General features: G+C 65.4%; 25 protein-coding genes. 13 read left to right on the top strand and 12 right to left on the bottom strand.

Features of this window, described 5'->3' with window-relative positions; translation table 11 throughout:
• Positions 1-5: 5 nt before the first annotated feature.
• Entirely contained in the window at positions 6-644 is a 639-nt protein-coding gene (locus tag I6L45_RS04600) for an exopolysaccharide biosynthesis protein (RefSeq protein WP_210549320.1), read from the bottom strand.
• Positions 645-845: 201 nt separating this feature from the next.
• Between I6L45_RS04600 and I6L45_RS04595 the strand changes: the two genes are divergently transcribed.
• Positions 846-1,379 (top strand): GNAT family N-acetyltransferase, encoded by a 534-nt coding sequence (locus tag I6L45_RS04595; protein WP_216983565.1) that lies wholly within the window; start codon positions 846-848, stop codon positions 1,377-1,379.
• Here I6L45_RS04595 and I6L45_RS04590 read toward each other — a convergent pair.
• The gene (locus I6L45_RS04590) at positions 1,360-1,665 is read right to left on the bottom strand and encodes a monooxygenase (RefSeq protein ID WP_134695338.1); all 306 of its coding nucleotides are present in this window, start codon (positions 1,663-1,665) and stop codon (positions 1,360-1,362) included. The two genes, I6L45_RS04595 and I6L45_RS04590, sit on opposite strands and share 20 nt — an antisense overlap.
• Positions 1,666-1,783: 118 nt before the next feature.
• On the opposite strand from I6L45_RS04590, the gene I6L45_RS04585 reads away from it, so the two are divergent.
• Positions 1,784-2,143: a helix-turn-helix domain-containing protein gene (locus I6L45_RS04585; protein WP_216983564.1), complete on the top strand. Its 360-nt coding sequence runs from the start codon at positions 1,784-1,786 to the stop codon at positions 2,141-2,143.
• Here I6L45_RS04585 and I6L45_RS04580 read toward each other — a convergent pair.
• The 3 genes from I6L45_RS04580 to I6L45_RS04570 all read right to left on the bottom strand — a co-directional run bounded on the left by I6L45_RS04580 (position 2,115) and on the right by I6L45_RS04570 (position 6,035).
• Positions 2,115-3,152 carry an acyltransferase gene (locus tag I6L45_RS04580; RefSeq protein ID WP_216983563.1) on the bottom strand — a complete coding sequence of 346 codons (1,038 nt, stop codon included), beginning with the start codon at positions 3,150-3,152 and terminating at the stop codon, positions 2,115-2,117. The two genes, I6L45_RS04585 and I6L45_RS04580, sit on opposite strands and share 29 nt — an antisense overlap.
• A gap of 154 nt (positions 3,153-3,306) precedes the next feature.
• The gene (locus I6L45_RS04575; protein ID WP_216983562.1) at positions 3,307-3,927 is read right to left on the bottom strand and encodes a PepSY-associated TM helix domain-containing protein; all 621 of its coding nucleotides are present in this window, start codon (positions 3,925-3,927) and stop codon (positions 3,307-3,309) included.
• A 65-nt stretch (positions 3,928-3,992) separates the two neighbouring features.
• Positions 3,993-6,035, bottom strand: coding sequence for a TonB-dependent siderophore receptor (locus I6L45_RS04570; RefSeq protein WP_216983561.1), 2,043 nt, complete (start codon positions 6,033-6,035; stop codon positions 3,993-3,995).
• Positions 6,036-6,302: 267 nt separating this feature from the next.
• Between I6L45_RS04570 and I6L45_RS04565 the strand changes: the two genes are divergently transcribed.
• Complete coding sequence (locus I6L45_RS04565; protein ID WP_216983560.1) at positions 6,303-6,785, top strand: GNAT family N-acetyltransferase; 483 nt, start codon at positions 6,303-6,305, stop codon at positions 6,783-6,785.
• A gap of 470 nt (positions 6,786-7,255) precedes the next feature.
• Complete coding sequence (locus I6L45_RS04560) at positions 7,256-7,993, top strand: bifunctional 2-polyprenyl-6-hydroxyphenol methylase/3-demethylubiquinol 3-O-methyltransferase UbiG (RefSeq protein ID WP_216983559.1); 738 nt, start codon at positions 7,256-7,258, stop codon at positions 7,991-7,993.
• Between the two features lie 60 nt (positions 7,994-8,053).
• Here I6L45_RS04560 and I6L45_RS04555 read toward each other — a convergent pair whose 3' ends face one another.
• Complete coding sequence (locus I6L45_RS04555; protein ID WP_216983558.1) at positions 8,054-9,112, bottom strand: porin; 1,059 nt, start codon at positions 9,110-9,112, stop codon at positions 8,054-8,056.
• Positions 9,113-9,331: 219 nt separating this feature from the next.
• On the opposite strand from I6L45_RS04555, the gene glpX reads away from it, so the two are divergent.
• The gene (glpX, locus tag I6L45_RS04550; RefSeq protein ID WP_043757022.1) at positions 9,332-10,342 is read left to right on the top strand and encodes a class II fructose-bisphosphatase; all 1,011 of its coding nucleotides are present in this window, start codon (positions 9,332-9,334) and stop codon (positions 10,340-10,342) included.
• 264 nt (positions 10,343-10,606) lie between these two features.
• The gene (locus I6L45_RS04545) at positions 10,607-10,858 is read left to right on the top strand and encodes a YkgJ family cysteine cluster protein (RefSeq protein ID WP_134695329.1); all 252 of its coding nucleotides are present in this window, start codon (positions 10,607-10,609) and stop codon (positions 10,856-10,858) included.
• A 91-nt stretch (positions 10,859-10,949) separates the two neighbouring features.
• Here I6L45_RS04545 and I6L45_RS04540 read toward each other — a convergent pair whose 3' ends face one another.
• The 4 genes from I6L45_RS04540 to hemC are packed head-to-tail and all read right to left on the bottom strand — an operon-like array spanning position 10,950 to position 14,907.
• Positions 10,950-12,113: a heme biosynthesis HemY N-terminal domain-containing protein gene (locus I6L45_RS04540; RefSeq protein ID WP_216983557.1), complete on the bottom strand. Its 1,164-nt coding sequence runs from the start codon at positions 12,111-12,113 to the stop codon at positions 10,950-10,952.
• A 10-nt stretch (positions 12,114-12,123) separates the two neighbouring features.
• Positions 12,124-13,200, bottom strand: a complete 1,077-nt coding sequence (locus tag I6L45_RS04535; RefSeq protein WP_043757026.1) for a uroporphyrinogen-III C-methyltransferase — start codon at positions 13,198-13,200, stop codon at positions 12,124-12,126.
• Entirely contained in the window at positions 13,197-13,931 is a 735-nt protein-coding gene (locus I6L45_RS04530) for a uroporphyrinogen-III synthase (protein WP_210549533.1), read from the bottom strand. The genes I6L45_RS04535 and I6L45_RS04530 overlap by 4 nt, the downstream gene beginning before the upstream one ends.
• Before the next feature lie 46 nt (positions 13,932-13,977).
• On the bottom strand, positions 13,978-14,907 hold the full coding sequence (gene hemC, locus I6L45_RS04525; protein ID WP_210549344.1) for a hydroxymethylbilane synthase: 930 nt from the start codon (positions 14,905-14,907) through the stop codon (positions 13,978-13,980).
• A gap of 323 nt (positions 14,908-15,230) precedes the next feature.
• Between hemC and I6L45_RS04520 the strand changes: the two genes are divergently transcribed.
• Positions 15,231-17,750, top strand: coding sequence for a class I adenylate cyclase (locus I6L45_RS04520; RefSeq protein ID WP_210549346.1), 2,520 nt, complete (start codon positions 15,231-15,233; stop codon positions 17,748-17,750).
• 89 nt (positions 17,751-17,839) lie between these two features.
• Here I6L45_RS04520 and I6L45_RS04515 read toward each other — a convergent pair whose 3' ends face one another.
• Complete coding sequence (locus I6L45_RS04515; RefSeq protein WP_216983556.1) at positions 17,840-18,493, bottom strand: alpha/beta hydrolase; 654 nt, start codon at positions 18,491-18,493, stop codon at positions 17,840-17,842.
• Complete coding sequence (gene cyaY, locus I6L45_RS04510) at positions 18,490-18,804, bottom strand: iron donor protein CyaY (RefSeq protein WP_042077902.1); 315 nt, start codon at positions 18,802-18,804, stop codon at positions 18,490-18,492. Before cyaY ends, I6L45_RS04515 begins: the two co-directional genes overlap by 4 nt.
• Positions 18,805-18,877: 73 nt before the next feature.
• Between cyaY and I6L45_RS04505 the strand changes: the two genes are divergently transcribed.
• From I6L45_RS04505 to I6L45_RS04480, 6 genes are all read left to right on the top strand, one after another.
• Complete coding sequence (locus I6L45_RS04505; RefSeq protein WP_216983555.1) at positions 18,878-19,078, top strand: lipoprotein; 201 nt, start codon at positions 18,878-18,880, stop codon at positions 19,076-19,078.
• Positions 19,079-19,098: 20 nt separating this feature from the next.
• On the top strand, positions 19,099-20,349 hold the full coding sequence (lysA, locus tag I6L45_RS04500; RefSeq protein WP_216983554.1) for a diaminopimelate decarboxylase: 1,251 nt from the start codon (positions 19,099-19,101) through the stop codon (positions 20,347-20,349).
• A 64-nt stretch (positions 20,350-20,413) separates the two neighbouring features.
• Positions 20,414-21,244 (top strand): diaminopimelate epimerase, encoded by an 831-nt coding sequence (gene dapF / locus I6L45_RS04495; protein WP_134695323.1) that lies wholly within the window; start codon positions 20,414-20,416, stop codon positions 21,242-21,244.
• Between the two features lie 81 nt (positions 21,245-21,325).
• On the top strand, positions 21,326-22,006 hold the full coding sequence (locus I6L45_RS04490; protein ID WP_043757046.1) for a DUF484 family protein: 681 nt from the start codon (positions 21,326-21,328) through the stop codon (positions 22,004-22,006).
• Positions 21,999-22,976, top strand: coding sequence for a tyrosine recombinase XerC (gene xerC / locus I6L45_RS04485; RefSeq protein ID WP_302054807.1), 978 nt, complete (start codon positions 21,999-22,001; stop codon positions 22,974-22,976). Before I6L45_RS04490 ends, xerC begins: the two co-directional genes overlap by 8 nt.
• A 12-nt stretch (positions 22,977-22,988) precedes the next feature.
• On the top strand, positions 22,989-23,699 hold the full coding sequence (locus I6L45_RS04480; protein ID WP_216983553.1) for an HAD-IA family hydrolase: 711 nt from the start codon (positions 22,989-22,991) through the stop codon (positions 23,697-23,699).
• The last annotated feature ends 114 nt before the right edge of the window (positions 23,700-23,813 follow it).

Here is a 23,813-nt window from a genome sequence, read left to right as displayed (position 1 = left end):
CCGGGTCAGCCAAACAGGGTCGAGATATTCTGGCCCGCCATCAGCAGGCCGATGGCCAGCACGCTGAACCAGACCAGGGTGGCGCTGACCAGGGTGTAGCCAAGGGCGACGAAGAGGCCGTCCCGCTGCAGCATGCCGATGGCCAGCAGCAGGATGGCCCAGGCGGGCATGGCGTTGGTGAAGGGAATAGCGCCCAGCGGCAGCATCAGCAACAGGGCCGCCAGCATGATCAGCAGGCCGTTGCAGCGGTTGATGGCGTAGCTGCCGGTCAGGATCAGCAGGCGCGGCCGGATGAAGCGGTCGATGCGGGCCAGCAGATCGGCCCCCTTGTGCAGGGTCGGCTTGAGGTGCTCGGCGGCGAAGCGGCGCTCCATCAGGAAGGCGGGCAGCCAGGGTACCCGGTTGAGGGTGATGCCGACGCCGATGAAGAGGATCAGCAGTCCGAAGGGGGTGCTGACGCCGGGAATGGAGACCGGCAGCAGGAAGGGGACGGTGAGCAGCACGCAGAACAGCAGCATGCCCTGCTCGCCCACCAGGGCCAGCATCTGGCGCAGGCTGATGTGGCTCTCCTCGATGGCGTGGGCGGTGGCCCTCAGGGTATCGGAGAGCGTGCTTTGTGGGTCGTTGAGTTGCGTGGCAACCATTCCTGGGATCCTCATCCTGTTGACGCCACCGCTGTGGCGCCGCCAGCTTACGGAGGCGAGGTTAATCCGAGATGAACATGGTGAGCCGGCGCAAAAAATGGGGGTGGAGGGTGCTGATCCCCCAGTGGCAGGCCAATATCGGCTTGACCCTGAGGTTCTGAGTCCCATGATGGCAGGACGCTTCCAACAGGATCCTGCGCCTTGAACCCACAGCCATCCCTGCCCCGCACACTGCCCCTGCTGTCGACCCGGCGACTGCTGCTGCGCCCGCTCACCCCACAGGACGGCGCGGATCTCTTCGCCATCTACGGGGATCCCGAGGTGATGCGCTTCGTCGGGGAGCCGCCGTTTCCCGAGCCGGCCACCGTGGGGCTGATGTTGGCGAGCGTGGCGCGCCTGCTGGCCGCCGGGGAGTCCCTGGAGTGGGGCGTGACGGCACGGGAGGGGGGCCGCGTCATCGGCACCTGCGGCTTTCACAGTTTTGACGAACACCTCTGCCAGGCAGAGATGGGCTGCATGCTGGCCCGGCGCCACTGGGGCCATGGCCTGATGGGGGAGGCGCTGACTGCCGTGATGGAGTATGCCGGGGAGCTGGGCATTCATACCCTGCTTGCGGATATCGAGCCGGAGAATCTGCCCAGCCAGCGGCTGTTTGGCCGGCTGGGCTTTGTCTGGCAGGGGGAGACCCGCTACCGACTGCTTCTGGGGGAAGGGGTCAGGCCAGACCGCGGGTGAGACGGCTGAGGGGCTCGTTGACGTCGAATACCCTGTACTGCACCGCACTGGCGCCCATGGCGAGCACCCGCTGCTCGTGCATGGTGGCGTAGGCGAGGGCGCTCGCTTCGTCTTCGAACAGATAGATGCCGCCCGCCTCGCCGGTGCGCGGGTTTTCGGTCCAGATCTTGGAGATGAAGCCCGGCTCCCGGGTGATGGACTCGGCCAGCGGCATGGCCGCGCTCGTGAGGGCTGGCCCCATCATCTCGGCGGGGAAGTTGAAATGGATCTGCAGCAGGCTGGGCATGATGAAGCTCTCTCGGGGGAATGATGGAATCCGCATCATAGGAAGCCGGCATCTTGGCTGCAAGAAGGCACATTTTCGTGGCATAGTTACCGCAAAGTAACCACTCGCGAGCCATCCTGTGTCCTCACTGCCCTGTCCCGCCTACCGGGTGCTGCGCCTGCTGGCCGGCAAATGGAAACCGGCCATCCTGTTTCATCTGCGCGAGCAGACCCTGCGCTTTGGCGACCTGCGCCGCTGCCTGCCCGAGGTGAGCCAGAAGGTGCTCACCGCCCAGCTCAAGGAGCTGGAGAGCGACGGCGTCATCATCCGCACCCTCTACCCCGACGTGCCGCCCCGGGTAGAGTACACCCTGAGCCCCCTCGGCATCGCCCTGATCCCCCTGCTCCAGCAGATGCACGACTTCGCCCTGAGCCACGGCGATCTGTTGGCCGGGTCGGAACCGGTCTCTTCTAGCGAGCCCGCAGCAGCCAGCGACTGAGCGGGTTTGCCGCCAGCAGCCCATAGGCGAGCAGGGTGAGCGCCAGCAGCACGGGCACCTTGATGATCTCCCACCACACCAGCTTGCCCTGGGGGCCGAAGATCATCAGCCACACCACCAGCATCATGTGCAGGCAGTAGAGGCCGAGCACCTTGGGGGCCTGGCGCTCGAGCCAGCTGCCCTTGCCCCACGCAGGGTTCGCCAGCAGCAGGCCGAACAGGCCGAGGGCCCAGGGAAGCGAACCCAGCAGGAAGTCGTGGCGGTTGAGGGGGACGGCGGCAAAACGCAGTAGGCCCCAGGCCTCCAGGGCGTAGAGCCCCATTCCCGTCACCATCAGCAGGGCGCAGCGCCGCCCGTCCGGGCGCCAGGCACGGTGGCGCAGCTCGGCGCCAAGGGTCACGAACAGCAGGGAGAAGAAGGGGCCGTTGCGGGTCAGCAGGGCCCACTCGCCCCCCGGCAGCAGCGGGCCATAGGAGCCGCCAAGCAGGGCCAACCCGAAGAGCAGGGCGCCGAGCACCAGGGCGAGCCGGGGCAGTCCGGCGCGCTGGCAGAGCGCCAGGATCAGCACCGCCAGCATCAGGGCGGGCAGGAACCAGAGGTGGATCATGCCGCCCACCCACCAGACGTTGAGAGGATCCCCGAGCTGCATCTGCCACTGGCTCGCCATGGCGGGCAGGTAGCCCTCGCTCACCGCCGCGAGCGGATTGAAGGGCACCAGCACGTAGAGCAGGCTCCACGCCAGCCAGAGTCCCAGCAGGGGGCGGCAGTAGCGCAGCGCCACCGTCAGGGGATGGCCCGCAACCAGGGCGGGTTGCAGAAAGTAGCCGGCGCAGAGGAAGAAGAGCGGCACCGCGAAGCGGCAGAGCTGGTTGATAATGGCTCCGACCAGAGGGTAGGGCGTGCCGTCCCACAGGGCGGGGTCGAAGGGGTTGCTGAAGGGGGAGAGGTGAATGGTCATCACGGCCAGGATGGCCACCACTCGTCCGCATTCGATGCTGGAGATGCGCATGATTCCTCGCGGCGTTCGGGGTGTTGGCACACCCTAGCAGCCCCACCCGACCCCGGCCAGCGCGCCGGCCGACAACTGTGACCCCGTCCCTCGCCGGTTACCCTTTGTTACCTGTGCCGACGGGGTGTTACGCCCCGCGGGCTTCGGGCCGCGCTCAGATCAGGGCGACCAGCAGGGTCGCCAGGGCCCCCAGCAGCAGCAGGGCGATGCCGCGCCCGGCCGGGCCGTGCAATTTGTTCCACATAAGCAGGCTGGTGAGGGCCAGCAGCAGCATGGCCAGGGCCGCCAGATCCCCGAACAGCTGCCAGGAGAGGCCCGTACCCATGCCGCGGTGCAGCCGGTTGAGGCTGGCGGCGAAGTTCGCCTGCTGCAACTCGGTGCGCACCAGCAGGGTGCCTTCCACATAGCTGGCCGCCACGCTTTCGCTCAGGGTGACGCCGCGCAGCTCCCAGCGGGCCGGCAGGGTGAGGGGGCCCGTCGGGGTAGGCAGGATCTGGGGCGGGGTGATCTGGGGGCGGGCCTCCTCGAACACGTCGGTATAACGCCGTTGCAGCAAGGTTTTCAATTCATCCGGGCTGGCCAGGGGGGAGGTCAGCACTATCTCCTCGCTGGATTTCGCGGTGTGGGGGCCCGGCAGGGGCAGCACGGCCCTGTGCTGGAGCCAGAGACCGGTGAGGCCATAGAGCAGGATCAGGGTGAGGGTGGCAAAGCCGGCCCAGGCGTGGATGCGGCGCACCCACTTGTTGTTGTGCAAGGGAAGTCTTCTGCGTCTCATTGCTCGGTGCTTCATAAGAATCTGGCCAGCAGGAGCTGGCCAGAGGGGTCGGTAAACAGGGAGGATCAGAAGCGGTAGGCGGCGGTCAGGTTCAGCTGACGGGGCGTGCCCGGCATGATCTGGGCCGCGCTGGTGGCGCTGACGAAGTAGTCGTGGTCGGTCAGGTTCTCCACGCTCAGCTGGGTCTCCCACTGGGACCAGCGGTAGCCGGCGCGGGCGTCGAAGCGCGCGTAGCCGGGCAGGGTGGTGGTGTTGGCGTTGTCCGCGAAGCGATCCCCTACCGCCGTCACCCCGGTCTCGCCGAACCAGCCCTGCTTGCCGCTCTGGTAGCCGGCGAACAGCTGGCCGTTCTGGCGGGAGACGTTCATTGGGCGCTTGCCCTGGAGATCCGCGTCCGCCTTGACCTGCTCCGCATCCTGGATGGCGATGCCGCCGCGCAGGTAGAACTCGTCGGTCAGCTGGGCGCGGGCGCTCAGCTCGATGCCGTCGGTGCGCTGCAGGCCGGTGAGGAGCACCAGGGTGGGATCCAGCGGATCCTTGCTGCGCTTGTTGTACATCTCCAGCCGGTAGAGGGAGAGTGTGGTCGCCAGGCGGCCATCCAGCCAGTCGCTCTTCACGCCGCCCTCATACAGCCGGGTGTGCTGGGGATCCAGGTGGTTGTTCTTGTCCCCCGGGGTGATGCCGATAAGCTCCCCGCCCACCGGGGTGAAGGTCTTGCTGTAGGAGGTGTAGAAGGCGTGATCCTCGACGGGGTTCCACACCAGGCCCAGGCGCGGGCTCAGGCTGGTGACGGAGAGGGTCTCCTCCTTGTTCAGGTCGTTGCGGCGGCTGGTGACGGTGAAGTCGTCCCGGCGCAGACCCGCCAGCAGGTGCCAGTCACCCAGGCTGAGCTGATCCTGCACGTAGAGGCCGTAGCCGCGCACCCTGTGGCGGGAGTCGCTGGCAAGCTTCATGGTGCCGTTGTAGCTGGGCAGGGAGCCGGGATCGTAGAGATCCCCGGCCGGGATCGCGGTGGCGTTCTGGTAGAGCTTGGGGGTGCGTTCCTGCCAGCCCTGCTCCAGGCCCACCAGCAGGCGATGCTCGACGGGGCCGGTCTGCAGCAGGCCTTCGGCCTCGGTGTTGCTGGTGAGGCTGCTGGCCTTGAGATCCTGCTGCCAGCGGGCACGGGTCACCTTGTCCCCCTTGACGCTGGTGACATAGGTGTTGTCGAACTGGCTGTCGAGGGTGGTGTAGCCGAGCTGCTGGCGCAGCTGCCACTGATCGTTGATGTCCCAGGTGAAGCGGGAGCGGGTGGACTGGGCCAGGTCATCGATGAAGTCGCGGCGGGTGTCGCTGTAGACGCTCTCGATGGGGACGTCGGCCGGGCGACCGTCGACGCCGGGGATGCCGCGATCCGGGGTGCGGTCGTGCTCGTTGCGCTCGTACTGCACCAGCCAGTTCAGGCTGTCGCTGATCTCCCAGTTGACGGAAGGGGCGAGCAGGGTGCGCTTGCTGGTCACGTCGTCGCGGAAACTCTCCTTGTCTTCCTGAGCCAGGTTGAGGCGCAGCTGCACCCGTTCACCCGCCTCGCCGTTGAGGTCGGCGGCGAAACGTCGGCTGTCGAAGCTGCCGACCCGGGCGGTGACGCTGGAGGCCTGCCCCTTCTGGGGCGTCTTGCTGACCCGGTTGACGATGCCGCCGGTGCTGCCGCGGCCGTAGAGCACAGCGGCCGGCCCCTTGAGCACCTCGACCCGCTCGATGTTGCCAAGGTCGCGGGTGTACTGCATGTCGTCGCGCAGACCATCCAGATAGAAGTCGTTGCTGGCGCTGAAGCCGCGGATGTTGACCCCGTCGAAGCGGGTGTCACCGCTGGCGTTGACGCCGGGGATGCCGGTCAGGGCCTCGCTCAGGGTGGGCTGGCCGTAGGCGGTCAGCTCGCTCGCCTTGACGCTGTCGATGGTCTGGGGCACCAGCTTGGCCGGGGTGTTGGTACGGGTGGCCGTGGCGACCTCTTCGTGCTGGCTGCGTTTGCCAACCACGGTGAGGGTCTCGTCTTCGGCGCGGGCGCTGGCACAGAAGGCCAGCAAGGCGACGCCCAGCAGGGCGCGCGGGGAGTTGGAGTTATGCATCTAGGTGTGACTCTTGTCGACCTGTTGGCCTGAACTTATTGATTTATTTGTAGTTATTGATGTCCCCAGTGCTGGGGGATGCCAATGATATTGATTTTCATTTGCCTTGCAAGGAGAAGATGTAGGAAAACTACATGGATGGCGCAGGAGGGGATGACAGGCCCTCACCGGGCGGGGGTATCCGCCTTGGTGCCGGCGGGTGGCCCGGTTACCATGGCGACACGACGCCGCCGGCGTACCGCTCACGACAGGGACAGGGAGAGAGACATGGTAGAGATCATCCGGGCCGATCTGCACGACAGCCGCCACGGGGAGGCGCTGATCGCGCTGCTGGACGAATACGCCAGGGACGAGATGGGGGGCGGGACCGCCCTGGCCGACGAGGTGAAGGCCAATCTGGCCCGGGCCCTGGCGGATCGCCCCGGTGCCCACGTGCTGCTGGCCTGGGTGGACGGGGAGCCGGCCGGCGTGGCCACCTGCTTCGAGGGTTTCTCGACCTTCGCCTGCCAGCCCCTGCTCAACCTGCACGACCTGGCGGTGCACCCGGCCCATCGCGGCCGCGGCATCGGCAAACGGCTGCTGGCCGAGGTGGAGCGGCTCGGCCGGGAGCTCGGCTGCTGCAAGCTGACTCTGGAGGTGCTGGAGGGCAACAAGGTGGCCCAGGCCGCCTACCGGGCGAGCGGTTTTGCGGGCTATGAACTCGATCCCGAGGTGGGCCGAGCCCTGTTCTGGCAGAAGACGCTGGGGTGAGCCGGACGGCAAACATGGACTTTCGGGCTTGCCTCCCGGGCTCGCAGCCCCTAGAGTGGCGCCAGCTGATTTCCTTCTTTCAACGGCCAGCCTTGGCCAGGTGAACGAGATGACCCTTTATGCCTCGGATCAACGCGTGACCCGAGTGAACTCCGTACAGATGCGCGCGATGAAGCATTGTCCGGAGCCCGGGGAGGCCTGAGCCTCCCACCCATTCATCGTATTGCACCGGCCGGATCCCCTTTATCGCGGGATCCGGGCCCTTGCCGTACGACTGAACAAAGGCCATAGACGCTGCCTCGTCTATGGCCTTTTTTGTTGGCCCGCAGCCAGGTTGCGGGCGCGAGACAGAGCAGAGGCCCGCCCGGGTTCTCTGCTTTTTTTATGGCCGGCGCTGGCCGACGGGTATGCTTGGCAAGGGCCGGGCCGCCGATCGGACAGGTTGGCAACATCCACGAGGAAGACGTGACATGTCACAAAATATCTATGACAACCCAGGTTTCTTTGAAGGCTATGCCCAGCTGCCCCGATCGCAGCAGGGGTTGGCGGGGGCCCCGGAGTGGCCGGCGCTGCAGGCCATGCTGCCGACACTGGCCGGCAAGCGGGTGCTGGATCTGGGCTGCGGTTATGGCTGGTTCTGCCGGGCAGCCAGAGAGCTCGGGGCTGCCGACGTGGTCGGTATCGATCTCTCCGCGAAGATGCTGGCGCGCGCCGCCGAGCTGACCCGGGATGAGGCCATCCGCTATCGGCAGGGGGATCTGGACGGTCTTGCGCTGTCCGATGAGCCTTTCGATCTCATCTACAGCTCCCTGGCGCTGCACTACCTGCCCGAGGTGGCGCCGCTGTTTGCGGAGATCCACCGTGCGCTGGCGGCGGGGGGCAGCCTGGTGTTCTCGGTGGAGCACCCCATCTTCACCAGCCCGCAGCCACAAGGCTGGCTGGTGGACGGAGAGGGGCGCCGTTCCTGGCCAGTCAACGGCTACCAGGCCGAGGGCAAGCGGATCAGCAACTGGCTGGCGGATGGGGTGATCAAGTACCACCGCACCCTGGGTACCTACCTCAATGCGCTCATCACCGCAGGCTTCGAGATCCGCCGCGTGGAGGAGTGGGGGCCGACGGCGGCGCAGATCGCCGCCAACCCGGCCCTGGCGGAGGAGGCGGAGCGCCCCATGCTGTTGCTGGTGTCGGTGCAAAAGCCCCTGGCCTGACGCAATAAAAAAACGGCGCGCAGAGGGATCTGCGCGCCGCGTCGTCAGGTGGCTGCCGACTTAGAAGTCGTAGCGGGCTGCCAGCTGGAAGTCATCCTTGGTGTTCAGCTTGCCGCTGTCATTGCTGTCCAGATTGTTGATGCGGTACTCGCCGATGACGCGCAGGTTCTTGTTGAACTTGTACTGGGCACCCAGGGTGTAGTAGTCGATGGAGTCGTAGTCAGACTTGCCGGACTGCTCCACCTTCTGCTTGTTCCACAGGGCCATCAGGCCGAAGCCGTTCTCGAAGTTGTAGCCCAGGGCCCCTTCCCAACCGGTGTGATCCTTGCCGGTGGCCAGGAAGTCGCTGCCGTCCGCATAGCTCAGGGCGGCGTAGACGGCCTTGTTGTCGTACTTGGCGGAGAGCAGCCACAGCTTGGCATCCTCTTCACCGCTCTTGTCGCGGATACCCACGTTGTAGGCGGTCCCCAGCGACAGGTTGAACGGGAAGGTGTAGGCCACGGCGGCACCGTAGGCGGCATCGCTGTCCTTGCTGGTGGTCTCTTCGGTGTCACCGCCGTCAAACTTGTAGCTGGTGTCGACCTGGAAGCCGTTGAACAGGCCGGAGTACTTCAGCACGGAGCCGGCGCGGTTGGTGGCGAAGGTGTCGGTCTTGGCGCCCAGGGCCTCGTTGCCGTAGCCGTCGGAGAGGGAGACGTCAGTCCAGTCGGCCAGGAAGCCCGGGGCCCCCTTCTGGCGACCGAAGGTCACTGTGCCCCAGTCTGCGCCCACCCCGGCGAAGGCCAGGCGGGTGCGCATGTTGTCGGAGTTCTCGCTGACAGTCTTCTCGCTGTCGTTGATGTAGATCTGCAGCTCATACTGCGCCAGCGCCTTGAGGCCCGGGTTGATCTCGCTCTCTGCCTTGGCGCCCAGGCGGACAAACTGGTTGGCACCCTGCTTGTCGCTGTATTCGTTCTTGATGTCACCGTTGGCATCCAGCTCCTTCTTCTCGCCGAAGAACTGGCCGGCGTAGATGCGGCCGTAGATGTCCAGCATGGTGCTGTCGTTCTTGTAGACTTCGACGGCTTGAGCCTGGAAGGCGGCGGTGAGTGCCAATGCGACTACTGTGAGCTTTTTCATCATGATCCCTTGTGTTGCAAGCTTCTGTTTTGAAAGACGGGGCCATGCTAGGAGGGGTAGATGACAGCGGGGTGACCGCACGGTGAACAAACCGTGTCGGTTTCATGTCAGCGGGATGAAAACCGCGATTTATGTGGCTGACCGCCACTTTTACGCGCAAAGGTTTGCCCTTGTGATAGAATGCCGCCCGTTTTTCGAGCTCCTAAGGTTGGATATGCGATGAGACGTGAACTGGCAATCGAATTTTCCCGAGTGACGGAAGCGGCGGCACTGGCTGGCTACAAGTGGCTCGGACGTGGTGACAAGAATATCGCCGATGGCGCGGCCGTGGCGGCCATGCGTCACATCCTCAATCAGATCCAGATCGATGGCGAGATTGTGATAGGCGAAGGGGAGATCGACGAAGCCCCCATGCTCTACATCGGCGAGAAGGTGGGCACGGGTCAGGGCGACGCCGTGGACATCGCGGTCGACCCCATTGAAGGGACCCGCATGACCGCCATGGGTCAGGCCAATGCCCTGGCGGTGCTGGCGGTCGGCGACAAGGGCTCCTTCCTCAAGGCCCCCGACATGTACATGGAGAAGCTGATCGTGGGTCCCAAGGCCAGGGGCGCCATCGACCTCGACCAGGCCCTGGAGCTGAACCTCAAGGCCGTGGCCAAGGCGCTAGGCAAGCCGCTCTCCCGTCTGACCGTCATCACCCTGGCAAAGCCGCGTCATGACAAGGCGATCAAGGAGATGCAAGGGCTGGGCGTGCGGGTGTTCGCCATTCCCGACGGCGACGTGGCCGCCTCCATCCTCACCTGCCTGCCGGACAGCGAAGTGGACATGCTCTACGGCATCGGCGGCGCCCCGGAAGGGGTGATCTCGGCGGCGGTGATCCGCGCCCTGGATGGCGACATGCAGGCCCGCCTGATCCCCCGTCACCAGGTCAAGGGTGACAGCCCCGAGGTTCGCGCCCTGGGCGAGCAGGAGATCGCGCGCTGCGAGGAGCTGGGCATCGACGTGAACAAGGTGCTCAAGCTGGAAGATCTGGCCAAGAATGACAACGTCATCTTCTCCGCCACCGGCATCACCAAGGGTGATCTGCTGGAAGGGATCACCAGCGACGGCGTCATGGCCACCACCGAGACCCTGCTGATCCGCGGCAAGTCGCGGACCATCCGCCGCATCAAGTCGATCCACTTCCTGGATCGCAAGGACAGCGTGGTGCGCGACATCATCCTGTAAGCAGGAGGATGGTTGTGGCGGCAAGTCGCATCCTCTCATGCCGCCGCAACGAGTCGATCCACTTCCTGGATCGCAAGGACAGCGTGGTACGAGACATCATCCTGTAATCGGGATGTACGCGGGGCAACCCGCATGATACCGCCTGAAAAGCCCGGCACTGCCGGGCTTTTTGCTGCCTGGTGCCATGTTGCCCGGGCAGGGATAAGGCTTAGGAGAAACCGGACTCCTTGCTACACTGCGGTGCCCCACAGAGGAATAGATCACATGGAATGTCGTCAAGGTTGCGGTGCCTGCTGTATCGCCCCCAGCATCAGCAGCGCCATTCCCGGGATGCCGGGTGGCAAGCCGGCGGGCGTGCCCTGCGTGCAGCTCGATGCGCAGCTGGGCTGCAAGATCTTCGGCCAGCCGGAGCGCCCGGCGGTGTGCGGCGGCTTCCGGCCCATGGTGGACGTCTGCGGCTCCCATCGCCAGGAGGCGATCTGGCTCATCGGCGAGCTGGAGCGGCTGACCGCCTGAGGCGCAGGCCGCCAGAGAACCCGGACAAAAAAAGAGGCCGCAATCGCGGCCTCTTTTCACATTCCGGCAGATATTCCGGCAGATACGCCGATCAGACGTCCGCCAGTTGCAGCGCCTGACGGTAGTACTCGTTGGCCTTGTTGGTCAGCCGGCGCTTGTCCATCACCTGGCCGAGGGCGTGGTAGAGGGCGGCATCCGGCGCCTTGGCCACTTCCTGTTCCAGCAGCTGCTGGGCGTCGTCCAGCTGACCTGCCAGCAGGTAGACACGGGCCAGCGCCGCCTGGGCACCCGGCTGATCCTGGCTCTTCTTGAGCAGGGTCAGCATGGGCTGGTAGTCATCCAGCTTGAGCCTGGGCAGGCGGGCGAACAGCTCGGGGGAGGGGTCCTTGCGCAGGGCCTCCAGCCAGAGCTCGGCGGCCTCGGCATCGGCACCCAGCCGGCGCAGGTGATCCCCATAGCTGGCCAGCAGCGCCGGCTCCTGGCGCAGCTTGCGGGGCATCTCCTGCCAGACGGGGCGCAGGGTCTCCAGGGCCTCGCTGGCGGCCTCGAGACGGCCGGACCAGGCCTGGTGCAGCAGGGCCTCCTCTTCGTGGGCGGTCAGCTTGCCCACCTTGCGCAGGGTCGGGGCGAGATCGATCAGGGCCGGCCACTCCTGGCGGGCCAGATACACCTGGCGCAGCTGATCCAGCACCATGGGATGGCGCGGATGGAGGGCATAGATGGACTCGAGGCGACCGAGGGCGCTGTCGTACTGTCCCTGCTCGATCTGCAGCTGGGTCTGGATCAGGGTCAGGGCCAGCTCGGCCTTGGGGTTCTCCTCCTGAGCCTTCTGCAGGTAGTGATCCCGGCGCACATCATCGCCCCGGGCCTGGGCCACCCGGGCCGCACTCAGGTAGTTGAGCAGCGGGGTGTCGCTGTTGTCGGCCCCCTTGATCAGGAGCTTCTCGGCCTGGTTGTAGTGCCCCTCGGCCATGGCCAGGGTGGCGTTCACCGTCTGCAGGTTCGCCTTGCGACGACGGCGGGAACCGAACCAGCCTTGCGTCTTGCGGCGCAGGCCGAACACCCGGACCAGCAGCCACTCGACGATGAGCAGGGCGCCGTAAAACAGCACCGCCAGGATCACCGCGCTGGTAACCGAGGACTCCACCGTGTAGTTGCCCAGCGAGATGAGCACATACCCCTTGTTGCCGGAGGCTTGGGGGCCGAAGATAAGGCCCGCCACCATGACGGCCACCACGACGATCAGACGAATCATGGTCTCCTCCTCAGTTGCCGGCCAGGATGCGTTGCAGGCGCTCGTTCAGCACCTGCTCCAGCATGGCCTGGGTCTTGAACTGATCCGGGTAGTCAAACTGGATCTGCTCGCCTTTGAGCTTGTCGAGCTCGGACTGCATGTACTGGGTGGCGCTGTTGTCCGCATCGAAGTACTGGGTCAGCCAGCGCTGGGCCTTGTCCAGGCTGTCGGTGTAGAGCGTCTGCTGCTCGCGGTAGACGGCGAGCTGGGCCTGCAACAGCTTGGTCTTGAGGTTCTCCCGCAGGAAGATCTCCTGCTGGGGGGAGAGCAGGGCCTCCACGGCGCCGTCGCGACGACGGATGGTGATGAAGTTCTCGGTGAACTTGACCCAGTTCTTCTTGAGGTTGCTCTCCCACTCGTTGGGATTGGCGCTGACCGCCTGGTCCGGCTCGGCCTTGGCTTCCGGCATGCTCACGGTGGAGAGGGGCAGCAGTTCGATCTGGTCGGAGAGGGCGGCCAGCTTCAGGGTCAGCCCCTCGCGGTCGACCCGCGGCATCCCCTTGAGTTTGGCGATGTCTTCCGCCAGCGCCTGGCGGATGGGCATCAGGCTGGGATCGTTGAGCGCCCTGATGCGCTCGTCGGCGTTGCCGAGCAATGTGATGGCGGAGACGAGATCGTGCTCAAGCCAGAGCTTGCGGCCCGCCATGCGCACCAGGTATTCGGACTCGGCCAGCATCCAGTCGTTGGGGCGCTTGTCGTTGAGATCCAGCACCCGGGTCTGCAGACCTTTGAGCTCGCCCTGCAGCAGTTGCTGCTGCTTGTCGAGGCCGGCGATCTGTTCGGCGTCCTTGCTGCTGTTCTGATCCAGCCTGGCCATGGCGTCGGCCAGCTGCTGCTTGAGGGCGCCAAGCTCGGCCTTCTGGGCGACGGCGTTCTGGTGCCCGTGCAGATAGAGGCCGCCGGTCAGGCCGAGGGCCAGCAGAATGGCGATGCCGCCGAGCACTGCACCCGAGCCGCCCTTCTTGCCGTTGGGGGCCTTCTGGCCGGGCTGGTTGTTGTCGGCCACGGGGGCCGCGGCACTCGGCTGGACTTCTTGCTGTTCAGTCATTCCATCTTCCTCAGTTCCAGGGCGGCCACCAGAGCCTGGTTGGATGCACCTTGGGCAATCACGATACGGGTAAAACCAGCCTCCCCGGCCATCTCGGCCACCCGGGGGCTGGGCACCACCAGCAGGCGGTCATAAAGCCAGGGGTGCTGCGGGCCGGGCACCAGCGCCAGCAGCCGCTGCAGCAGTTCACCGCTGGTAACGAGCAGGCTGTCGAGGCCGGCCCCCTGCCAGCGGCGGGTCAATGCGTCCCCGTCAAGGTCGGGGTAGTGGCGCTCGTAGGTGGCACAATAGTGCACCAGTGCGCCGCGTGAGGCCAGCGTCCGGGCGATGAGATCCCGCCCGTCGTTGCCACGCAGGATCAGCACCCGCTTACCGCTCACCTCCTGCAGGGCCGGGAGGGCCAGCAGGCCTTCGCTGCGGGGGTCGTCCGGGCACAGGGCCTGGATGCCCGCCTCGGCGAAGGCATCCGCGCTTGCCTGACCGACCGCAAAGTAATCAATATGTGGCCAGGTCAGACCAGTTTGCAACAGAAAATGATGTGCAAAATGAACGGCATGCATGCTGACGGCGATGACGATATCCGCTGCAGGCAGCCATTCGGGCAGACGGGCGAGTTCGCTGCCCGGCCGGGTTTCCAGCAGCGGGCAGCAGAGCGGAGCGTGACCATGCTGACGCAGCAGGGCTGTCAGCTCGGCGGCCTGGGCGGCCGGACGCACCACCAGGGGGACCATCAGGCCGCGCCCCGGCAGGGTGGCCATGATCCGATCCTGACCGGACTCATGCCCGGTAGACCTCGGCCAGTATGGTGTCTGCCCCGTCGGCCAGCAGACGCCGGGCCAGCGCTTCTCCCAGGGCCTCGCCGTCGGCCAGGGGGCCGCGGATCTCGTCGCGGATGACGCGGGCACCGTCCGGGCTACCCACCAGGCCGCGCAGCCACACTTCCTCTCCCTCTACCAGGGCGTAGGCGCCGATGGGGACCTGACAGCCCCCTTGCAGGGCGCGGTTCATGGCGCGCTCGGTCAGCACCCGGATGCGGGTCTCGGCGTGCTCCAGCGGCGCCAGCAGGGCGTGCAGCTCAACATCGTCCAGGCGGCACTCGATGCCGACCGCCCCCTGGCCGTTGGCGGGCAGGCTCTGCTCCGGCTCGATGAAGGCGGTGATGCGGTGGGCCATCTCCAGCCGTTTCAGACCGGCGGCGGCCAGGATGATGGCGTCGTAGTCACCGGCATCCAGCTTGGCGAGGCGGGTGTTGACGTTGCCGCGCAGGTCGCGGATCACGAGATCCGGGCGGGCCGCGCGCAACTGGCACTGACGGCGCAGGCTGGAGGTGCCGACCACGGCCCCCTGCGGCAGCTCGTCAATGGCGGTGAAGCGGTTGGAGACGAAGGCATCGCGCGGGTCTTCCCGCTCGCAGATGGTGTGCAGGCCGAGCCCCTCGGGAAACTCCACCGGCACGTCTTTCATGGAGTGGACGGCGATGTCGGCCCGTCCTTCGAGCATGGCAGTCTCCAGCTCCTTGACGAACAATCCCTTGCCACCGACCTTGGCGAGCGGGGTATCGAGGATCTTGTCACCCTGGGTGCTCATGGGCACCAGTTCGACCTGCAGATCGGGGTGGAGCGCCTCCAGCCGATCTTTCACAAAGTTGGCCTGCCACAGGGCCAGTGGGCTCTTGCGAGTGGCAATTCTCAGGGTTCGGGCTGCCATATCAATCAGTTGTTTCATCTTTAGAGAGGAAAACGATCTTACCACCCTTTGCAGGGGCTTTCATGGCGCAGCCCGCAAAAGCGGGGCCAAGCTCAAAAACGGCAGTTGAAAAGAATTTTCATTACGCCAAAAATTGATTTTAAGACACTGAAAATACAGTGTTTTATTGCTTTCCATTGATACCGTTAAGGCAGTGCTCAGAAATAATCCGGTGATTGTGTGCGGGCTTGTTTACCACCGCTGTTTGCATTGTTAACATGATCACACTTTTTTGACGTCTCCCCGTTTTGGTGCGTCATTTCTCTTCCCCCATAGGTAGGGCATTGCTGGTAAAACTCGACACGCTGGTGGCGCGCTACGACGAGCTGAATCGTCTCAAGACGCAACGAGCGCTGGATCTCATGAGCCGGTACGGGCAGCAGGTTTTCCAACTGCTGCCCGTCATGCTGCACTTCAATCATCCCCTGCTGCCCGGTTATGTGGCAGGGGACGTGCCTCATGGTATCTGGAGTTTCGTGGCAAACGACGCCCAGCAGGCCTTCATCCAGGATCTCTGCCAGAACGCGAACTGCCAGGGGGGGCTCAGCACCCACGACAAGTCCATCCAGGGCCTCTACTCCATGGGGAGCACCTCCTCTATCGGGCAGTGCTGCCACTCGGATCTCGATATCTGGGTCTGCCACGTGGCCGGCCTGTCGAGCGAACGCCTCGCCCTGCTGGAGCAGAAGTGCCATCACCTCTCCCTGTGGGCCGAGCAGCGGGGGGTCGATCTCAACTTCTTCCTGATCCCCGAAGACAAGTTCCGCCAGCGCAACGATGCCCAGATGCAAGGGGAGAGCTGCGGCAGCGCCCAGCACCTGCTCTTACTCGACGAGTTCTACCGCAGCGCCATGCACATCGCGGGCAAGCGGCTGCTCTGGTATCTGGTGCCCGCCGAGTATGACGATCACTACGACGACTATGTGAAGGGTCTGTTCGCCCACGGCAAGCTGAGCCAGGACGACTGGCTCGATCTCGGGGGCTTCAACCGCATTCCTGCCGAGGAGTACTTCGGTTCCGCCCTGTGGCAGCTCTACAAGGGGATCGACTCCCCCTACAAGGCGGTGCTCAAGTCGGTGCTGATGGAGGCCTACTCCCACGAGTACCCCAACACCCGGCTGCTGTCTGTGACCAGCCGCGACTGGTTCCAGCACAACGAGGGCATGCACTACCGCCTCGACAACTACTGCCTGATGCTGGACAAGGTGACCAACTACCTCAAGTCCATCGGCGACATGCAGCGCCTCGATCTGGTGCGCCGCTGCTTCTACCTCAAGGTGTGTGACGGCCTGAGCCATCCGAAGGAGGATCACTCCCCGGACTGGCGCCGGGAGCAGATGGCCCAGCTGGTGGCCTACTGGGGCTGGAGCCCGGAGCGCCTGCACCACCTGGATCACCGCCAGGAGTGGAAGGTCGAGGACGTCAAGGTGGCCTACGCCGAGCTGCTGGAGGCCCTGATGCAGAGCTACCGCAACCTCATCCAGTTCGCCCGGCGCAACAACATCAGCGAGTCCATCAACCCGGAAGACATCGGCATTTTGTCGCGCAAGCTCTATGCCGCGTTCGAGAGCCTGCCGGGCAAGGTGCAGCGCATCAACCTCAAGATAGCGCCGGATCTCGGCGAGCCGGACCTCAGCCTGGTGCAGGTGCCCCACGGCCGCCTGAACCGTGCCGGCTGGTATCTCTACAAGCATTCCCTCGAGCCCGCCGACATCATAGGTCGGGCGCCGCTCGAATATAACGGTTATATCAGCAAGCTGGTGGCCTGGGCCTATTTCAACGGCCTGCTGACGCCCCAGTCCCGGGTGCACCTGTTCAACCAGGGCTCGGATCTGCACATTGACAACCTGCACCAGTTCTGCCGCGACCTGTCCGGGACCTTCCCGGTCAAGTACCCGCGCGCCACCAACCTGGCCCTGAGCCGCCCGTGCGAGATCCGTCAGCTCTCCATCTTCCTGAACCTGGAGACGGACCCGTCCAGCCACTGGGTCGGCCAGGTGATCGAGTTCGACGCCAACGCCGCCGATGTCTTCTCCTTCGGTCGCAACCAGGAGTGCCTGGTGGGCTCGGTGGATCTCGTCTATCGCAACTCCTGGAGCGAGATCCGCACCCTGCACTTCGAGGGGGAGGAGGCCGTGGTGGACGCCCTCACCACCATCCTCGGCAAGATGCACCAGGATGCCGCGGCCCCCGAGATGATCGAGGTGTTCTGCTACAGCCAGCACTTCCGCTCCCTGGTGCGCTCCCGCTTCCAGCAGCTGGTGGCCGAGTGCATCGAGCTGCGCCTGGCCCGGGACAAGCAGCAGCTGGTCAAGACCCTGGCGCTTGGCAAGGAGAAGTACGGCATCTTCTTCGAGCGGCGCGGGGTGTCGGTCAAGAAGCTGGAGAATGCCATCGACTTCTACCGCCACATCTCCCACAACAAGCTGGATCACCTGCCGCTGCGCCTCGACAAGACCCACAGCCAGCACCTGCCGGGCATCGTCGACGCCTACGCGAGCGAAGGGCTGGTGCAGTTCTTCTTCGATACCCGGGATGCAGGCACCAACATCTATATCCTGGACGAGGCGAACCGGGTGGAGATCTACCAGCACTTCGCCGGCAACAAGGACGAGCTGGTGCAGGGGGTGAACCGCTTCTACACCTCGGGCCACGAACGCTTCAGCCATGCGGGTCAGTTCAGCAACTTCAACCTGCCCCAGTACTACGAAATCGTGCAGGTGGGTGACAAGCTGGAGGTGATCCCCTACCGCAGCCAGAGCCCGCAGCGGGAGAATCCGGGGGCGGCCCGGGAAGTGGGATGAGGGACGCGGATGTGCCGCGCACATCGTCAACGGGATGAAAGCAAACGGCCTGCATGATGCAGGCCGTTGTCATATTCGTGGTCCGAGAATCAGGCGCCGAGGCGGGCCAGCAGCCAGCGGCGAATGTCGCCCAGCTGGGGGCGGCAGATCTCGTGGCGCATGGGGTACTCGTGCCACTCGGGACTGAGCCCCGCCGCTTCCAGCCGGTTCTTGGCGTCCCAACCCATGGAGAGGTTCACCACGTCGTCATAGATGCCGTGCATGTAGCAGATGGGCAGGCTGCGGGCGGCCTCGCTCATCTCCCCCAGCAGGGCATCGGGCGCCGCCAGGTAGGTGGACATGCAGAGCAGGCCCGCCAGCTGCGCCGGATAGCGCAGGGCGGTGTCGGCGGCGATGACGCCCCCCTGGGAGAAGCCGGCAAGCACGATGCGCTCGGGGGCAAAGCCCTCGGCCATCAGCTGATCCAGCAGAGCTGCGATCCGGGTGGACGATTCGTGTACATGGGAGGCCACGGCGCGATCCGCCGGGTCGTCGAAGCTCTTGATGTCGTACCAGCCGCGCATCCGGTAGCCCATGTTGATGGTGATGGGGCGCTCGGGGGCATCGGGCAGCAGGTGGCGTACCGGCAAGCCGGCGGGCAGGGCCAGCGCGTCCACCAGGGGGGCGAGGCCGGCGCCGGAGTCACCCAGCCCGTGCAGCCAGACTACCGCATGGCGGGCACCCTGGGGGTGCAGGTCGATCATGGGAAGACCACGGGCTCGCCTGCCTGGCTGGTGCAGGCACGGGTCAGCAGGGTCTTGAGCTCGTCGCCGAAGCGGTTGTCGATCCAGCTGTCGCCACGCAGTTCGAAGTGGAAGCCGTTCTCCCGGGTGGCGACCCAGATCTGGTGCAGGGGCTCCTGCTTGTTGATGATGACCTTGGTCTTGTTCTCGAAACTCAGGGTCAGCACGCCGCCGGCCCGTTCGCAGTCGATATCCGGATACCCCTCGTCGATAACGTCTTCCACGTACTGGAAAAAGGCGTCGGTCAGGGCGTGATACTCGTGATCCTTCATCGGTTTATCCTGTTGCTTTTAACAATGTGAGTGCGATTATAGAGGGCCAAAAATTTTTTCGCAGCGAACCATTATGATTACCCAGCTCACCAAGTGCCTGTTTGCCGTGTCGCTGTCGCTCGGGTTGGCCGCCTGCGGCCTGACGGGGCCGCTCTACATGCCGCCGGCCGAACAGCCCGCTCCTGCAGAGCAGACACAACCCAAGACAGAGAGTACACCGCAAGCCGCCTCGCCTGCGACCGCTACACCGGCCTCAGAGGCCGCGCCGCAATAATCTAGGAAGGAACCGCCCCCTTGGATCACTTTAACTACGACGCCGACGGTCAGCTTCAGGTCGAACAGCTTCCCCTGCAACAGCTCGCCGATCAGCACGGCACCCCGCTGTACGTCTACTCCCGCGCCACCCTGGAACGCCACTGGCACGCCTTCGATCAGGCGGCGGGCGACATCCCCCACCTGATCTGCTATGCGGTCAAGGCCAACTCCAACCTGGCGCTGCTCAACCTGCTGGCCCGCCTGGGCTCGGGGTTCGACATCGTCTCCGGCGGGGAGCTGTCACGAGTGCTGGCGGCGGGCGGTGATCCGGCCAAGGTGGTCTTCTCCGGCGTTGCAAAGAGCGAGGCCGAGATGCGCCTGGCGCTGGAAAAAGAGATCCTCTGCTTCAACCTGGAGTCGGAAGCCGAGCTGGAGCGCCTGAACCGGGTCGCGGGCAGCATGGGCAAGAAGGCGCGGGTCTCGGTGCGGGTCAACCCCGACATCGACGCGGGCACGCACCCCTATATCTCCACCGGCCTCAAGCAGAACAAGTTCGGCATCCCCATCGAGCAGGCGCCCGCCATCTACCGCAAGGCGGCGGCCATGGCCCACATCGAGATCAAGGGGGTGGATTGCCACATCGGCTCGCAACTCACCGAGCTCAATCCCTTTATGGAAGCGGCGGACAAGCTGCTGAGGCTCATCGACGAGCTGGCGGCGGAAGGCATCCACATCCATCACCTGGACGTGGGCGGGGGGCTCGGGGTCAACTATGGCGCCGAACAGCCGCCGCACCCCACCGAGTATGCCGAGGCGCTCAAGCAGAAGCTGGCGGGCCGTGACCTGACCCTCTTGTTCGAGCCGGGCCGTGCCATCGTCGCCAACGCCGGCGTGCTGCTGACCCGGGTCGAGTTCCTCAAACCCGGCGAGACCCGCAACTTCGCCCTGATCGACGCCGGCATGAACGATCTGCTGCGCCCCTCCCTCTACGGCGCCTGGATGAACATCATCGAGGTGGACAGCCGCGCGACCCACGAGAAGGCGCTCTACGACGTGGTGGGCCCGGTGTGCGAGACCGGCGACTTCCTCGGCAAGGAGCGTACCCTGGCCATCGCCGAGGGCTCCCTGCTGGCGGTGCGCTCCGCCGGGGCCTACGGCTTCACCATGTCCTCCAACTACAACACCCGCCCCCGTGCGGCCGAGGTGCTGGTGGACGGTGACCAGGCCCACCTCATCCGGGAGCGCGAGCAGTTGGCCGACCTCTGGCGTGGCGAGCACTTGCTGCCGTGATAGGTATGGAATGTCAGCGTTCCTCCATGTGAGAGCGTGATTAACGGTGAGACAGGAACGCGCGATGTTGATTGAGTTTTCAAAAATGCACGGCCTCGGGAACGACTTCATGGTGGTGGATGGCGTCACCCAGAAGGTGTTCTTCAGCAACGACATCATCAAGAAGCTGGCGGATCGCCACTTCGGCATCGGCTTCGACCAGCTGCTGCTGGTGGAGCCGCCCTATGATCCCGAGCTCGACTTCCACTACCGCATCTTCAATGCGGACGGCAGCGAGGTGGAGCAGTGCGGCAACGGGGCGCGCTGCTTCGCCCGCTTCGTGCGCCTGAAGGGGTTGGTCAACCGGGATCGCATCGCGGTCAGCACGGCCCGGGGTCGCATCACCCTGCAACTGGAAGGGGAGAACCAGGTCACGGTCAACATGGGGGTGCCCCAGTTCGAGCCGGGCAAGATCCCGTTCCGGGCCCAGAAGGCGGAGAAGACCTACCTGCTGCGGGCCCAGGAGCACACCGTGATGTGCGGCGCCGTCTCCATGGGCAACCCTCACTGCGTCATCGAGGTCCCCTCGGTGGCGGACGCCCCGGTGGAGACCCTGGGGCCCATCATGGAGCGCCACGAGCGCTTCCCCGAGCGGGTCAACGTCGGCTTCATGGAGATGGTCAACGCCAGCGAGATCAAGCTGCGGGTGTTCGAGCGCGGGGTGGGGGAGACCCTCGCCTGCGGCACCGGCGCCTGTGCGGCCGTGGTGATCGGCATCAGCCAGGGCAAGCTCAAGGAGCGGGTCACCGTCACCCTGCCGGGGGGCAAACTGACCATCGCCTGGAAGGGGCCGGGTCAGCCGGTCTACATGACGGGCCCGGCCGAGCACGTGTTCGACGGCCAGATAGAGTTGTAGACAGCGAGCGGGGAGGCCCCCGCTCCGCCACATGTCAATGTCGGGGCCTTTGGCCCCTTTTTCGGATGGATCAACCAAGTTATGAGCGAACTCAAACGGCAGGAATCACTGGTGGATGAAGCCACAGTGCTGGAGTACCTGGCCCGTTACCCCGAGTTTTTCCAACGCCACGGAGCCATGCTGGACCGGATCCGCATTCCCCACGCACAAAAGGGCGCCATCTCCCTGGTGGAACGCCAGCTGGACAGGCAGCGCGAGCGCATCGAACAGCTGGAGCAGGAGATCACCGAGCTGATGGGGGTCGCCAGCGAGAACGAGCGGATCTTCCGGATCTACGCCGACCTTTATGGGGAGATCTATGGCTGCCAGAGCCTGTTCGAGCTGAGCGCCGTGATGGGCAAGGCCTTCGTGCAGCGGCTGCGCCTCACCGGCCTGCGGCTCTGGCTCAGCCCGAAGCAGTTCCAGCTGAGCGGCCCGGAGCAGCGCTTCCTGGCAGAGGGCAGGCAGCTCGATCAACTGCTCGGGCAGCGTCTGCCGGGCACGGACTACTATTTCGGCCGCCTCAACCAGAGCGAGAAACAGGCGTTGTTCGGCAACGACGTCCTGGTCAACTCGGTGGCCCTGATGCGCCTCGGCGATCTCGGCGTGCTGGCTTTCGCGAGCTCGGATCCCAGCCACTTCGCCCCCCACAACGACACCCTGCTGCTGGGCCAGCTGGGTCGCCTGCTGCAACTGCGCCTGCCCGAGCTGGCCCGTGGCTAAGGCACCGCCCCGATCACCTGCCAAGGCGCCGCCTGCCGCCGAGCCTCTGCCGGCTGTATTGGCTGACGAGCTCGCGGCCTTTATCGAATACCTGAGGGTCGAGCGCCAGCTCAGCCCCCACACCCGCAACAACTACCAGGCCCACCTGGAAGCCATGACCGCCGAGCTGGCGAGGCTGGGGCTCGATGACTGGGCCCGGCTCGAGGCGAGCCAGGTGCGCAGCCTGGTGACCCGGATGCACAAGGGGGGGCTGGCGCCCCGCTCCCTTGCTACCAAGCTCTCCGCCTTGCGCAGCTTCTGCGACTGGCAGGTGCGCCAGGGGCGGATCAGCGCCAACCCGGCGCGGGGCATCGCCACCCCCAAGCTGGGGCGGCCCCTGCCCAAGAATCTGGACGTGGACGAGATGTACCAGCTGCTCAACATCACCGACGAGCAGGATCCACTGGCGGTACGGGATCGCGCCATCATGGAGCTGATGTACTCCTCCGGCCTGCGCCTCGCCGAGCTGGTGGGGCTGAACCTCGCGGACGTGAAGCTCGATGATCGCCAGCTCAGGGTGACCGGCAAGGGATCCCGGGAGCGGGTGCTGCCCATCGGGCGGATGGCGGTGGAGTGGCTGCAGAAGTGGCTCAAGGTGCGGCCACTGCTGGCGGGCGACGAGCCGGAGGCGCTGTTCGTCTCCAAGCGCCGGCAGCGGTTGTCGGCCCGCTCGGTGCAGGAGCGGCTCGATGGCTGGGGCAACAAGCAGGCGCTCAACGCCCACGTGCATCCCCACAAGCTGCGCCACAGCTTCGCCACCCACATGCTGGAGTCTTCCGGTGATCTGCGGGCGGTGCAGGAGCTGCTGGGCCACGCGGATCTCTCCACCACCCAGATCTACACCCACCTCGACTTCCAGCATCTGGCCAAGGTGTATGACAGCGCTCATCCCAGGGCCAAGCGGGATCCCGCCGCGCCGGATGAAGAGTAAACAGGAGTAGCCATGCAGTTTTATCGTCGCTGGCAGCCGGTGGCCGCCATTACCTTCGATCTCGACGACACCCTCTATGACAACGGCCCCGCCATCGCGCGGGCCGAGCAGTGGATGCTGAGCCACCTGCGCAGCGAATACCTGGCCACCGCCATGCTCGACAAACCGCGCTGGCTGGCGCTCAAGCGCCAGCTGCTGCTGAGCCGGCCGGAGCTGCGCGACGATGTCAGCCTGGCGCGCTTGCACGGCATCCGCGAGGCCCTGGTGCAGGGGGGCATGGCCCCCTCGCAGGCGGCGCTGGAGGCGGAGACGGTGTTCGCCGGCTTCCTGGCGGAGCGCTCGAAGATAGAGGTGAGCGACGAGACCCACGCCTTGCTGGCGCAGCTGGCCGGGCGCTATCCCCTGGCCGTGATCACCAACGGCAATCTCGACCTGGTCCAGGCTGGTCTCGCGGATTACTTCACCCTGGTGTGCAAGGCGGGGGCGGGCGCCCGGATGAAGCCGGCGCCGGACATGTTCATGCAGGTGCAGGCGGCCCTCGGGCTCGCGCCAGACCGGATCCTCCACGTGGGGGATCACCCGGAGACCGACGTGCTGGGGGCCAGATTGCACGGTTTTCGCGCCGCCTGGCTCAACGAGCGTGGCCAGTCATGGCAGTCGCTCTCCCTGCTGCCGGACGTGGAGCTGGGGGGGCTTCACGAGCTGGCAGGGCTGCTGCTCTAGGCGGGAGCGGGCATCGGGCAAGAGGCGCCGGAGGTGGCGCGGGTGGTTCGGGCTGGGGAGCGGCCACCGGGAAAAAGATGCGCCAGAGAGGCGGTTTATTTATCCTTGACGCGA

Source organism: Aeromonas sp. FDAARGOS 1415, from assembly GCF_019048365.1.
GTDB lineage: Bacteria > Pseudomonadota > Gammaproteobacteria > Enterobacterales > Aeromonadaceae > Aeromonas > Aeromonas taiwanensis.
The sequence above is the reverse complement of the archived record's forward strand: the minus strand, read 5'-3'. Positions and strand labels throughout refer to the sequence as shown.